Below are 13,671 nucleotides of genomic sequence, written 5' to 3' on the forward strand. Positions count from 1 at the left end.
GGCTTATGCCGGTTTGGAAGCCTTGTCGGAGGTTGCCGAGCCTTCGTTGTCGTCATCCGCTGCCGTGGATGAGGACAAGCTGGTCAGGCCGAAGTCTTCCAGGATGCAGAAGCAGCAGGGCACCACGAATAGCACCAGCAAGGTCGAGCTGGCGATGCCGAACACGATGCTGACGGTCAGCGGAATCAATACCTGGGCCTGCAGACTGGTTTCGAACAGCAGCGGCGTCATGCCGGCGATGGTGGTCAATGAGGTCAGCAGCACCGCGCGGAAGCGGTCATGGCTGGCCCGGGCCGCGGCCGCGTGGATGCTGAGTCCCTCGGCAACACGGCGTTTGACGAACTCGACCAACAGGATCGAGTCGTTGACCACGATCCCGGCCAGCGACACGAAACCGAGCATCGACGGCATAGTGATATCCAGCCCCAGCAGCCAGTGGCCCCAGATCACCCCGATCAGCGCCAGCGGGATATTCAGCATCACGATGACGGGTTCCAGGTAGGAGCGAAACTGAAAACTGAGCAGCACGAAAATGCCCGCCAGTCCCATCAGGAAGGCCGACTTCATCGAGCCTTGGGTTTCACCGCCTTCGGCCACTTCGCCTTTGAGCTTCAGGCTGACATCCGGGTAGCGTTGCTTGAACTCGGGCAGGAAGTTGGCCTGCATATGGCCGAGCACCGCGGCGGTGTTGTTGACGCTGGCGTCGATATCCCCGAGCAGGGTCAGGGTGCGTTGATTATCGACCCGATGAATCCGCGAATAGCTGCGGGTAGGGACGATCTCGGCGATATCCCCCAGCGGGATGATGGCGCCGTTGGCCGGATTGATGATCGGGAAGTTGTCGAAGTCGGCCAGCTCGTCGCGCGAGGCCTTATCCAGCTCCACCACCAGGTCGTAGGTTTCCAGTCCGATACTGGTCTCCAGCACTTTGGCGCCCTGAAAAGCGGCGCGCAGCTGGGACGAGATCGTCTGGGCTGTCATCCCCAGGCTGTAGGCGCCCTCTTTCAGGTGCAGGGTAAATTCCGGCTTGCCCGGACGCAGGTCGTCGAGCAGGTTAGAGACGCCGGGGTAGCCCGCCAGCCAGTGCTTCAGCTCCTGGGAGGCCTGGCTGAGCCGATCCAGATCAGAGCCCTGCAGTCGAATCTCGATCGCCCGTCCGGCCGGGCCGATACTGGGCTCCTTGATGGCGATACTCCAGGCGCCGTTAAGGTCTTCGGCGCGCTCCAGCCATTGTCGTTTCAGCTCGTTAATCGAGAAGTGGCGCTGCTCGGCGGTCAGCAGGTCGACACTCAGGGTGGCCAGGTGTGGACCCGATTCGAAGGCATCGGCATTGGTGCCGTACTTGACCGTGACCGCCTTGATTACCTGCTCGCCCTGCTGTTCGCTCAGCGGCGCGGCGATCTCATTGAGCTGCTGTTTCAGCTGGGTGACCAGCGCCTCGGTTCTGTGCAGCGGCGTGCCGGTGGGCATCAGCACCCGGGCCTGCAGAATGTCGCCCTCCACGGTCGGGAAGGCGGAGAACTTGACGATCCCAGACGGCAGTAGGCTGATGGAGACGATCAGCAGCGCGATCACCGCGCCGACAAAACCGTAGCGGATGCGGATCAGACCGCCGACCAACTGGTCGATCTTCAGTCGCAGTCGTTCGAACAGGGCGTTTACCTTTGCCTGGATAAGCGACGGGGTGGTGCTGCGGGCATGAGCCAGCGAGTGGTACAGATGATGAGGCAGGATAAAGAAGGCTTCGATCAGCGACACCGAGATCACCGAGATCAACACGATCGGAATCACCACCAGAATCTGGCCGATATCGCCGGTCAGGCTCAGCAGGCCGCTGAAAATACAGAGGGTGGTCAGAAACGACGAGAACACCCCACGGGCCACCAGTCGGGTGCCTTCGATGGCGGCCTGCAACGGCTTGCGGCCCTGGCGGATTTGATGACCGATGCTCTCGCTGATCACGATGGCGTCGTCCATCAGAACCCCGAGGGCCAGCAGCAGCGCGACCATCGACAGCATGTTGATGCTCATGCCGAACTGGCCCAGTACAAAGGCGCTGGCCAGGAACGACACCGGCAGCCCCATTACCACCCAGAAGGCGTAGCGGGTGCCGAAGAACAGCCACATCACCGCGAATACCAGCAGCAGTCCCTGCCAGGCGTTGGTACCGAGCATCTGGATCCGGTCTTTGATGATACTGGTGGAATCCTGGGTCAGCGCCAGTTCGACCCCCGGCGGCAGTCGGTGCTGCTCGGTGTCGATAAAGCGTTTGACCTGCTCGAGTACGTCGAGGCTGTCGTCGATGCTGTTCTTGCGGATCTGCAGGAACGCCGCCGGCTTGCCGTTGTAGGTGACCCGATTCTCATCGGTATCGAAATCGCTGTGGATGGTGGCGATATCTCCGAGGCGCAGCTCGCCGCCCTGTTCACCGTCGATGACGATCAGCTTCGCCAGCTCGTCGGTGGTGCGCTTCTCGTCGCTGAAGCGGATCTGATATTCGCGCCTGGCGGTACTAAGCTCGCCGTCGGGCATATCCAGATTCTGGCCCCGGACGATATCGGCGATCTGCTCCAGGCTGAGGCCGTATTGGCGCAGGTTGTGCTGCGGTACGTGAATCTGGAATTCGCGGCTGGCGAAGCCCTGGATCTCGATCAGCGGGATCGCGGTGGTCTGTTGCATCCGCTGTTTGAGTTGCTCGGCCAGGGTTTTCAGCTCCCGTGCCGGCAGTTCTGCACTCAGGGCCAGGGTGACCACATCCTGGGTGCGACCGGTCTCCTCGACCACCGGCAGTTCGCTGTCGTCTGGGAAGTTGTCGATGCCGTCGACCGCTGACTTGGTGTCGTCGAGAAACCGATCGAAGTCGCCCGATTCGAGCATCTTCAGGGTCATGATGCCGACCGAATCACGGGCCTCGCAGCGTTTCTCCTCCATGAAACTGATGCCGTCGATGGCATCTTCCAACGGCTTGCAGATCCCCAGCTCGACATCGGTGGGGGAAGCTCCTGGATAGGCCACGGTCACCTGGACTTCGTAGCGGTCGATCTCCGGAAAGGTCTCGCGTTTGATATCGGGCAACGCCAGCACCCCGGCCAGCATGAACATCCCCATCAGCAGGTTGGCGGCGGTGGGGTGGGCGGCAAAGAAGCGGATCATCTCAGTGTGCCTCCAGCCAGTCCTGCATCAGGGCTTGGGTGTCGGGATCGGGACTCAGCGCCAGCGGCATCCCGTCAACGGCGGGGAACAGATCGGAGGTGATGACCCGGGTCTCGGCGGCGATCGCGGTATTCGGATCCAGCAACAGCATCTGCTGCTGGGCGAAGCCACTGACCGCCATCCGATGGAGCTGTTGCTGCGGTCCGGTCAGGTACAGCTCGCCTTCGTGCAGCGCATCGCGGGGTACGACCCAGTAGGGCTGTGGCCGCCCCTGCAGCTCGACCTCCATGTACATGCCGTCGATCAGCGGTGGCTTGATGCCGGGCTGGATCTGCTGGTACGGATCTTCCACCCCGATGATGACGCCGACAGTACGCGAGACCGGATCCAGGTTGCTGCTGAAACGCTCCACCTTGCCGTTCCAGCTGACCGGCAGCTCATCACCGGCCAACCGGACCCTGGCACTCAGCCCCAGCCGTTGCAGCAGCCCGCTGGGATCTTCGCCGCTGTCGAACAGCGCTTTCATCTCGTTGGGTTTGAGGTCAAAGCCCCGCGCCAGGAAGCGGATCTTGGCCAGCGGGAACTGGGCGTTGATCAGCACCTTGTTGATGGTCTGGGCCGAGAACAGCGAAGCGCCCTGACCGACGAACTGGTTGGCCTCGACCGACAGGCCGGCGATGCGGGCATTGAAGGGCAGACGGATCTGGGTGCGCTGCAGGTTCAGTTGCTGGGTTTGAACTTCGGCTTCGGCAATCTCGATCTGCGCTTCCAGCACCTCGGTGGTGTGGGGCATCACGTCGAGCTGGTTCTGCAGGGTCTGGACCTCCTGTTGGGTCTGCAGTACCGCCGAGCGTTGGTTGTCGACACTGGATTTTGCTACCGAGCCCCGGGTCAGCAGCTTCTCGAACCGTACCAATTCAGTCTCGGCCAGCTGAAGCTTTTGCTTGGCCAGTTGCAGGTCCTGCTCGGCATCTTTCAGAGCCAGCTGCTGCTCGGCCAGGTTGGCGCGGTTCTGGGCCAGGGTGGCGGTGGCCTTTTTAAGCGCCAGGCGGTAGTCGCTGTCATCGATCTCGATCACCAGGGTATCGGCGGGCAGGATCACCCCTTTCTTCAACTGCGGATGTACATAGCTGACCTTGCCGGCGATCTCGGCGCGCATATCGAGCAGTACATCCGGGGTGACCGAGCCAAAGCCGATCACGCTGGGTCGGACATCATGGCGTTGCAGCTCAACGGCACGGGCCGGGGTCGGCGGCTGCGGTTTGGCCTGATGCTCCATTACCGGCTGACTCTTGATGATCGCCACGGCAATCGCCGCTCCCAATGCGATGACCAGTGGCAGCACCCAGACGCGCCCGAGCAATGGGCGACGTTGATTGGCTGGGTTCATGGGCGGGCTCCTTCGGTAAACAGTCGGTAGATGTGGTCGCTCCAGGACGAGGAGGGCAGCACCGAGTCATCGATCTGCCAGGCCTGCTGGCGAACCGGGCTGACGATAAACGGCATCATGATCAGGCTGACCAGCGAGAACGCGGCCCATTTGGGATCCAGATCGGCGCGCAGCTGGCCCGCCTGTTGCTGGGACTCAATCAGTTTCGGTAGCAGGGTCGCCATCCGCTTGGGGCCTGTTTCGATAATGGCCTGTTTCAGCGCACTGTCGCCGGCCAGCATCTCATCGGTGATCAGCCGGATCAGCGGCGAGTGTTCGGCAAAGAATTGCAGCGAGGCTTCAATAAAGGACCGGATCGGATCGGGAGCCTCCGAGAGTCGCTGGAAATGGCTGAAGCGTTGGTCGGCAATCTGTTTCAACATCGCCAGAAACAGCCCCTGCTTGTCGCCGAAGTAGTATCGGATCATCGCCGACTGGGTGCCGGCCTGGGTGGCCAGGTCTCGAATGGTGATGCTGCGGTAGCTGTTGTTGCGCAGCAGCTCGTAGGCCGCATCCATCAGATCTTGGCGGCGCTGTTGCTGCAGTTCAGGATCAACCGGGCGACCGCGCTTGGCGGGAGGGTTGTCTTGAGGTGTTGTCATCTCAATTTAATTACTCAAATGATTAATTAATTAATGCTACTCCCTGGGACGCTAATTGCAACCGCGCTAATGTAAAGTTGGGTAAAAGGATCAAGCGCCGATTTTTGTCGATGTTTCTGTGTGGAGCTAGAAGCGCTGTTATTGAGCCGGACGGAGGCGGGATAACGTGGGATAATCGCCGTTTGCCCGTCACCGACCTGGATAATCCTTTTGAGCAACGCCGACTTTTCCTCCCTGCCCCTCAATCCCAGCCTGATCGAAAACCTGGCTTCGCTGGACTATCACCGGATGACCGATATCCAGGCTCGCAGTCTGCCCACCATTTTGGAGGGCAAGGACCTGATCGCCCAGGCCAAGACCGGCTCGGGCAAAACCGCCGCCTTTGGGTTGGGACTGCTGCAGCACTTGCAAGTGAAGCGCTTCCGGATCCAGTCGCTGGTGTTGTGTCCGACTCGGGAGCTGGCCGACCAGGTGGCTAAAGAGTTACGCCGCCTGGCCCGCAGCATCCATAACATCAAGGTGCTGACCCTGTGCGGCGGGATGCCGTTCGGTCCGCAAATCGGCTCGTTGCAGCACGGTGCCCATATCGTGGTCGGTACGCCGGGGCGGATCGAGGAACACCTGCGCAAGGGCACCCTCAGGCTGGATGACCTCAACTTGCTGGTGCTGGATGAGGCCGACCGGATGCTCGACATGGGCTTTCAGGATGCCCTCGATGCGATTATCGCCAACACGCCCAGCGATCGTCAGACGCTGCTGTTCAGCGCCACCTATCCCGACCAGATTCGTGCCATCGCCCAGCGGGTGATGCAGGATCCGGTGATGGTCAAGGTGGAGGATCGACACGACGACAGTACCATCGTGCAGCAGCTGTACCGGGTCGAGGACGACGAACATAGGTTCACCGCGCTGCGACTGTTGCTGTTGCAGACGCGACCCGAGTCGGCGGTGGTGTTCTGCAACACCAAGCGCGAGGCCCAGCAACTGGCCGATAACCTTCACGACTACGGATTCAGCGCGCTGGCGCTACACGGAGATCTGGAACAGCGCGAGCGTGATCGCACCCTGGTCCGGTTCGCCAACAAGAGTGCCACGGTGCTGGTGGCCACCGATGTGGCGGCCCGAGGGCTGGATGTCAGCGGCCTTGATGCGGTGATCAACTACCAGGTCGCCAACGACTTCGAAGTCCATGTGCACCGGATCGGGCGCACCGGTCGGGCCGGCAACCAGGGTCTGGCCTGCACCCTCTACAGTGATCGCGAAGAAGCCAAGGTGGTCGGCTTGCAGGCCTACCTGGATCAGGATATTCCCACTGCACCCCTGCCGCCGTTGGCGCTGCTCGATCAGGAGCCGGCCAAAGCGGCGATGGTGACGCTGCAGATCGATGGCGGCAAGAAGCAGAAGTTGCGTCCGGGCGATATCCTCGGTGCATTGACCGGCCAGGGCGGCATCGACGGCAATCAGGTCGGCAAGATCCAGATCTTCGCCAACTGGTCCTACGTGGCGGTGAAGCGAAACTCGGTCAAAGCGGCGATGAAGAAGCTGGGCGAAGGCAAGCTCAAGGGGCGTAACTTCCGCCTGCGCCGAATTCGTTGAGTGAAAGACACCGAGACTTGAGCATGAAAAAGATCGCCCTGTTCGTCGATGTACAGAACATCTACTACACCTGCCGCCAAGCCTACGGGCGGCAGTTCAATTACCGTGAATTGTGGCGGCAACTGAGCCAGCAGGGCGAGATTCAGATCGCCAACGCCTATGCGATTCATCGCGGCGACGAACGCCAGCTCAAATTCCAGAACGCACTGAAGCAGATCGGTTTCAATGTCCGTTTGAAGCCTTTTATCCAGCGCAGTGATGGTTCCGCCAAGGGCGATTGGGATGTGGGGATTACCATCGACGTGCTCGACGCCGCCAGCCAGGTGGATACCGTGGTGCTGCTGTCCGGTGATGGCGACTTCGATCTGCTGCTGGATCGGATCCAGCGGGTCGATGGGGTTAACACCCAGGTCTACGGAGTGCCCTCATTGACCGCTAATTCGCTGATCGACGTCGCGGGTCAGTTTCTTCCGATCGATGAAAAATTACTGCTGTCTTAGGGTTATTTCACTTCTAACTACCATCTTTACCGGCCTGCTTGTTGAGCTGCTGCTGCCACATCGCTTCCAAACTTTCTGGATGAGTGGTGCCATAGATGGCATGGGAGTTACCGCTGCACCATGCCCACAATTGGTTGCCGTAGTCGAAGTGCCACCACTCACTGGGCAGGTTGGTAAAGCCTGATTGAACCATAACGTTGTACAGAAGACGGCGGTTATCCCGTGCTTGTTGCTGGGCCGGGGTCAGGTCGTTTTGCTTTTCGAAACTGGCGGTAAAGGAGAGCGGACTGGCCTCGTCGAACCGGGTGCCCATATCTAGCAGCTGGCCGTAGCGGTCCGCGAGGGTGATATCCACCGAACCGCCGGTCAGATGAGGGCTGGGTGCATCCACCTCGTTACTGGGAGGAGACACCAGGTCGCGTGCCTTGGCGTGCAGCTGTTCAGTCGTCAGATTCGGCAGACTGTGCTCCATCAAATTGACCAGCGTATCGTACAGGTGCTGTTGCACCGGGTAAGGTCGCCAGCCATCCAGCACCACCAGTCGAATACCGCTGGGCAGTTGTTGAGCTGCCTGAATTAATCGCGTGTAGACACCTAGGCGCAGATGACATTCTGCCGGTGCGCCTGGGATACCCATCTTGAAGTAGGCAGGGTAGGTGCAGATAGGCTCCGGGGCCAAACTCATCGGTTGCAATCCATCGCCGCACTCGACAATAGGGATCTGTGAAACACGCTGCCAGTCTGGCTGGGGGATCTCAGGAATCGCTTGTTCTAACAATCTGTTCATCGCATCAACCCACCAGGTTCGGTAGCAGAAGAGTGATCTGCGGTAACAGAATCAGCAGCATCAGCACCGCAATCGCCACCAGCACGAATGGCCAGATGGTGCGGAACAATTCGATAATCTGCAGATTGCTGACGGCTGCCGCCACAAAGACGCAGGCCCCCATCGGCGGTGTAATCAGGGCGATGGTGATGTTGAGGGTGATCACGATACCCAGATGAACCGGATCGATTCCTGCCATGCTGGCAACGGGAATAAAGATGGGCGTCAGCAGGATTAGCGCCGAGACCTCCTCCATAAACATGCCGGTGACAAAGGTAATGGCACTGAGCATCAGCAGTACCAGCACCGGGCTGTCCCGGAATGGCGCCAGCAGATCGGCAAACTGCATCGGCACCTGTGCATAGGAGAGTAACCAGCTGATCACCGAGGAGGCGGCCATGATGATGAAGATGGTGCCCGTTAGTATAGCGGTATCGCGAATCGAACGACTCAGCGCACGGAGTCTCAGCTCGCCATTAAACAGCCCTACCAGCGCAACATAGGCAACGATCAGCGCGCCCGACTCGGTCGGCGTGACAAAGCCGAACACGATACCCGCCACGATGATAAAGGGGGCAATGAGCGCCGGAATCGCCCCGAGCAGCGCTTGTCGGAATTCACTGGCAGAGGGTTTCTGGCCGGTCGTTGGTATTTTGGCGCGCCGGGCGTAAACCCAGTTCATCGCCATAAAGGCGGCACCCAGCAACAGCCCGGGAATCACTCCCGCCAGAAATAGGTCACCTACCGAGGTATTGGTGAGTGAGGCGTAAAGGATCATGAAGATGCTGGGAGGAATAATCGGTCCGATAAGGGAGCTGCCAGCGGTTAGGCCTGCCGCATAGGCAGCTGAGTAGCCCTCTTTCTTCATTGCGGGCACCAACAGTGAACCCAGCGCCGAGGTATCCGCTACCGCTGAACCGTTTACTCCTGCAAAAAATACGCTGGAGACCACATTCACATAGCCCAGCCCACCGCGTAGGTGTCCCACTAGCACCCTTGCTAGCCGCATCAGCCGTTCGGTCATACCGGCGCCGTTCATCAGGTTGCCAGCCAGAATGAACAGGGGGATCGCCATTAGGGAAAATGCGTCGATACCGCTGAAAAACTGCTGCGGAAGCATCCGGGACAACAGCATGGGTTCCGCTACCACAAAGCCCACCACCGCCGTCAGAATCAGGCAGAGGAACAGCGGGATACCCAGCAGGATATGAATAAAAAAGGTCGCAAACATTGCCAATAACATAGTTACCCCTTCGTGCCTTTCAGGTCAGGCCCATGGATCAGGGCGGCAACAAACAGACAGCCAAAGCCGATCGGAATCGAGAGCAAGGGAATGGTTTTGCTGATGCCCAGCCCCATGGTCATAAAACGCTGTACCGAAAAGGCGTAATGCCAACTGATCCAAGCGATATAACCGCTCAATCCCAACACCAGTAGCCAGCTGTAGAGGCGCAGTGCCATTTTCAGGCGGCGCGGTAGCATGGACTCCAGAAAATCTACCCGCATATGGCGTTGCTGCAGCCAGGCGGGAGCCAGTACCAACAGCACCGTGCCTATGATCAGGTAACGGGACAGCTCATCCATCCAGATTGGTGAGTGGCCCACCAGATAACGGGCGACTACGCCGTATAGAAGCACGCAGACATTGAGAACAAAAAGGGCTGAAGCGATCAGCATCAGCCCCTGGCCTAGTCTGTTTAACGGTTTGGAAAACATAGTGATACCTCAGGGAGGCGGTCGAAACCGCCGTCGCTGTTTAACCGAGGGTACTCTGACAGTCGATCAGTTCAGACCAGCGTCTTTCAGCGCCATATCGATCCACTTCTGATCGATGTTCTGCGCTTTCAGCCAAGCCAAAAAGGAGGGTTGGCTGGCTTGTTGGAACGCTTGTAGTTCGTCGGCAGACGGGCGATACACTTCCATGCCGTTATCGGCCAGGAACTGGATGCGCTTCTCCACCTGACTTTGCACGGCATCACGATTCAGGCGGTTGGCCTCCAGTACCGCTTCGTCCAGCGCTTTGCGTTCAGTCTCGCTGAGGCTGTTCAGCAGTTCATCGTTAGCGACCAAGAACTGGTCCGAATACTGGATGTTGGCCAGTGTCAGGTACTTCTGTACCTCATGCAGACTGCCAAGGATGATGTACATCGGCGGGTTCATCTGGCCGTCGGCGACACTGGTTCGCAGGGCCATATAAACTTCTGTCCAGGGGATTGGTGTGCCGGAAGCGCCGAAGGATTCATACAGTGCCACCTGGCTCTTATCCATAGCACGGAAACGCAGGCCTTTGAAATCCTCTGGGGAGTGGATCGGACGCTTGTTATTGGTAAACGCCAGGAAACCACCTTCTTCAATAACTGCCAGCATATGGGTGCCGGTGCGCTGGAAGAACTCTTTCTGAGACGCCTTCCAGTATTCACCTTGATCAAAGAAATGACGGGCGCTGTCGAAATCCGAGAACATGAATGGAATCGCGCTGACAAAGATCTCAGGGAATTGCGGGGAGACACCGCCGAATGAGGCGATGTTCAGGCTTGGTGTGTTCATCACCTGTTCCATCCGCTCATCCTCTTCACCCAGCATGCTGTTGGGGTAGAGTTTGAGGGACAGGGAGCCATTGGTTTTCTCTTCAACCAGTTTCTTCAGGTTGCTTGCAAATAGGTGCACGGCATTTTTGTCCGCATCTGGTGCACCGTTATAACTAAGGTTGATGGTCTGTGCGCTAACCGTCAGCGAGGTTAACAGTGCGCCAAAGCCCAATACGCAGCTTTTAAACAGCTTCTTGTGAACCGGGCTGTTGAGTGCCTTATTCATGCTTATGCCTCTTAGTTGAATTATTTTTTTTATGGTCGCCGTACGACCTGTATTGAAGGTAGTTGATGCGGCGTTGACTATTCAATTCACGAGGTGTTGGAAAAAACTCAACACTGTGGGCCAAAGGCTCTGCAGTGTAGGTGGTCAGAAAACGTACAGCAGGTTGTCGGGCTAGAGCTGCGATCAGAGCTCAGGGTTGATCAGCCAAGGTGGGTGGAAAGTAGCGGCGCATCTTCGCGCAGGAACTTCATGCTGGATTTGAGGTGATCCATCAGTGACTGGGCGGGCAGGGTTAGCTCTCGACGATTATGGCTGAGTACCCGAGCCCGTGCATCGGCTAGCATCGGCTGATCGATGGCGACACAGGCGATCTGCTGTGCATGGATTTCAGCGGCAACGGTCAGCTGCGGCATCAGGGCGATGCCCAGCCCGGAGGTGACAAAGCGGGTTAGCACCGCCACCGAGTTAGTGCGCAGGCTGGGGGTGAGTGCGCGGTGCTCTGCCTCCTCCACCCGGCGAATCAGCCGCCCCATGCCATAGGCTCCGTCGATCAGTGCTAGTGGGTATTGGCTCAGCTCATCAAAGCTGACGGCGCGAGCCAGGGATACCAGAGGGTGATCGGGCCGGGCGATCAGGTCCAGCGGATGACGGGTCTCCAGATGACAACATAAGTCTGCCACCTCCGGCCCGGAATAGACGATTCCGAAATCGACTTGATCATCCAGAATCATCTGTACCGCTTCATTAGCTCCGGCCATCTCGATACTGATCTGAATGCCGGGATAACGGCTCATAAACTCCTGTAGCGGCGCGGCAATCAGATCAGAGATAAAGCCTTCACCGACGGCTACCTTCACCTCACCCTTGCGTAGCCCTCGCATATCCTGGATCCGTGACAGGGTCGCCGCTTCACTAGCTTGCATCTGGCGGAAATGATCCAGCAGCTCCTCCCCTGCTAGTGTGATCCGTGCCCCCTGGTTATGACGTTCCCACAGAGGCAGGCCAACCTCTTCCTCCAGCAGGGCTAGTAATCGGCTGACTGCGGAAGGGTCTACGTTCAATTTCGCTGCTGCTTTGCGTAGCGAACCAAAACGGGCTACTGCATTCAGGTATTCCAGTGCTCGAGGGCTGAGTTTTGTCATAGGCCGTTACTAGAGGTCGTATGTCAGGAGGTGAAAGCGTCGCTAGCCAAATAACGGTCGTATAGCCCTTGCCATCAAGGGCGACTGTATCGCTTTGCTCGTTAATCCATCCTACCTGTCAAAACCCCAAAATTCAGCGGTGCGTCACCGCCGAATGCCAATTCGCCGATTGAGATGGGAGGGGAGTTGGTGCCAAGCACCGAGGAATTAATGCTGTAGTGCTGAAGTAGGCGGCAAAAACTATCAGGCACAAAAAAGCCCCGCTGTCGCGAGGCTTCCTGTAGATGGTACCAGAGGCCGGACTCGAACCGGCACACCCGTTAAGGCGGGGGATTTTGAATCCCCTGTGTCTACCAATTTCACCACTCTGGCATCAAAGAGCGTGCTATTATAGTCGGCTTTTTTCGCAGGTCAATCGCGCTTTGACGCTGATTTGACCGTTGTTGTTTGAACGTTGCCCGCGATAAGTTGTTGTCTGTCCATGCGTGTTGATGATTTCCATTTTGAACTGCCCGATGAGTTGATTGCCCGGCACCCGGCCGAGCAGCGTACCGGCAGCCGTTTGCTTTGCGTTGATGGTGATTCCGGTGAGCTGATCCATCGAGGTTTTGCCGATATTTTGGAGCTGGTCGAGCCCGGCGATCTGCTGGTGTTCAATGATACTCGGGTGATTCCAGCGCGGATGTTCGGTAACAAGTCCACCGGTGGCAAGATCGAGATGCTGGTGGAGCGGGTGGTCGATGCCCATAACGCGCTGGTCCATATCCGCTCCAGCAAGGCCCCCAAGCCCGGCGCCGAGCTGCTGCTGGAAGGTCAGCTGGAAGCCGAGGTGACCGGTCGCCAGGGCGCGCTGTTCGAAGTGCGTTTCAAAGGTGAGCGCTCACTGCTGAGCTGGCTCGATGAGATCGGCCATATGCCACTGCCTCCCTATATGGACCGCGAGGACCACGAGTCCGACCGGGAGCGCTACCAGACCGTCTACAACCGGGTCCCCGGTGCGGTGGCGGCGCCCACTGCCGGACTGCACTTCGATGAGGCCTTGCTGCAGACCTTGCGCGACAAGGGTGTCGAACTCGGCTTCGTGACCCTGCATGTGGGCGCGGGAACCTTTCAGCCGGTGAAGGTCGAAACGGTAACCGAGCATCAGATGCACTCGGAATATATCGAGGTATCCGAGCAGGTGTGCGAGCAGGTTCGTGCCTGTCATGCCCGCGGCGGCCGGGTGATCGGCGTCGGCACCACCAGTGTCCGCTCGCTTGAAAGCGCGGCGATGAAGCATGGCGGTGAGCTGGCCGCCTACAGCGGTGAGACCGATATCTTTATCTACCCCGGTTATGAGTTCCGGGTGATCGATTGCCTGGTGACTAACTTCCACCTGCCGCAGTCGACCCTGCTGATGCTGGTGAGCGCCTTTGCCGGTCAGCAGCATATATTGAACGCCTATCAGGAGGCGGTGGCGCAGAAGTATCGCTTCTACAGCTATGGTGATGCGATGTTCCTGACTCGGCGCCGCAGCGCGGGCTAAATTCGCTAATACGTCGTTAAAAGTCGGCTCAAAATGCTTATGTACTCTCGTACACTGCGCTTGCTCGCCGGCTTTTACCTAACC

11 protein-coding genes and 1 tRNA gene are annotated in these 13,671 nt (G+C 58.6%); 3 read left to right on the forward strand and 9 right to left on the reverse strand.

Going from position 1 to position 13,671, the window contains the following annotated elements; all coding sequences use genetic code 11:
- Positions 1-3: 3 nt before the first annotated feature.
- From DV711_RS17340 to DV711_RS17350, 3 genes are read right to left on the reverse strand one after another with little or no spacing between them, the layout of a single operon-like run.
- Complete coding sequence (locus DV711_RS17340; protein WP_114696993.1) at positions 4-3,153, reverse strand: efflux RND transporter permease subunit; 3,150 nt, start codon at positions 3,151-3,153, stop codon at positions 4-6.
- 1 nt (position 3,154) lies between these two features.
- Positions 3,155-4,543: an efflux RND transporter periplasmic adaptor subunit gene (locus DV711_RS17345; protein ID WP_114696994.1), complete on the reverse strand. Its 1,389-nt coding sequence runs from the start codon at positions 4,541-4,543 to the stop codon at positions 3,155-3,157.
- Positions 4,540-5,184 (reverse strand): TetR/AcrR family transcriptional regulator, encoded by a 645-nt coding sequence (locus DV711_RS17350; RefSeq protein ID WP_114696995.1) that lies wholly within the window; start codon positions 5,182-5,184, stop codon positions 4,540-4,542. Before DV711_RS17350 ends, DV711_RS17345 begins: the two co-directional genes overlap by 4 nt.
- A gap of 210 nt (positions 5,185-5,394) precedes the next feature.
- Between DV711_RS17350 and dbpA the strand changes: the two genes are divergently transcribed.
- Both dbpA and DV711_RS17360 read left to right on the forward strand, forming a co-directional pair.
- Positions 5,395-6,780 (forward strand): ATP-dependent RNA helicase DbpA, encoded by a 1,386-nt coding sequence (dbpA, locus tag DV711_RS17355; protein WP_114696996.1) that lies wholly within the window; start codon positions 5,395-5,397, stop codon positions 6,778-6,780.
- Positions 6,781-6,803: 23 nt separating this feature from the next.
- Entirely contained in the window at positions 6,804-7,280 is a 477-nt protein-coding gene (locus tag DV711_RS17360; RefSeq protein ID WP_114696997.1) for a LabA-like NYN domain-containing protein, read from the forward strand.
- 13 nt (positions 7,281-7,293) lie between these two features.
- Here DV711_RS17360 and DV711_RS17365 read toward each other — a convergent pair whose 3' ends face one another.
- The 6 genes from DV711_RS17365 to DV711_RS17390 form a co-directional block, all read right to left on the reverse strand.
- On the reverse strand, positions 7,294-8,067 hold the full coding sequence (locus DV711_RS17365) for a M15 family metallopeptidase (RefSeq protein ID WP_114696998.1): 774 nt from the start codon (positions 8,065-8,067) through the stop codon (positions 7,294-7,296).
- A gap of 4 nt (positions 8,068-8,071) precedes the next feature.
- Entirely contained in the window at positions 8,072-9,349 is a 1,278-nt protein-coding gene (locus DV711_RS17370; RefSeq protein WP_114696999.1) for a TRAP transporter large permease, read from the reverse strand.
- Between the two features lie 2 nt (positions 9,350-9,351).
- Positions 9,352-9,783 (reverse strand): TRAP transporter small permease, encoded by a 432-nt coding sequence (locus tag DV711_RS17375; protein WP_207802678.1) that lies wholly within the window; start codon positions 9,781-9,783, stop codon positions 9,352-9,354.
- 105 nt (positions 9,784-9,888) lie between these two features.
- Positions 9,889-10,920, reverse strand: a complete 1,032-nt coding sequence (locus DV711_RS17380) for a TRAP transporter substrate-binding protein (protein ID WP_114697001.1) — start codon at positions 10,918-10,920, stop codon at positions 9,889-9,891.
- Positions 10,921-11,120: 200 nt separating this feature from the next.
- A complete protein-coding gene (locus DV711_RS17385) occupies positions 11,121-12,062 on the reverse strand; it encodes a LysR family transcriptional regulator (protein ID WP_114697002.1) in 942 nt (313 codons plus the stop codon).
- A gap of 285 nt (positions 12,063-12,347) precedes the next feature.
- Positions 12,348-12,434: transfer RNA gene (locus DV711_RS17390), tRNA-Leu, on the reverse strand.
- 109 nt (positions 12,435-12,543) lie between these two features.
- Between DV711_RS17390 and queA the strand changes: the two genes are divergently transcribed.
- Positions 12,544-13,587, forward strand: a complete 1,044-nt coding sequence (gene queA, locus DV711_RS17395) for a tRNA preQ1(34) S-adenosylmethionine ribosyltransferase-isomerase QueA (protein ID WP_114697003.1) — start codon at positions 12,544-12,546, stop codon at positions 13,585-13,587.
- The last annotated feature ends 84 nt before the right edge of the window (positions 13,588-13,671 follow it).

This window comes from Motiliproteus coralliicola, from assembly GCF_003345655.1.
In the GTDB taxonomy this organism is placed as follows: Bacteria; Pseudomonadota; Gammaproteobacteria; order Pseudomonadales; family Balneatricaceae; genus Motiliproteus; species Motiliproteus coralliicola.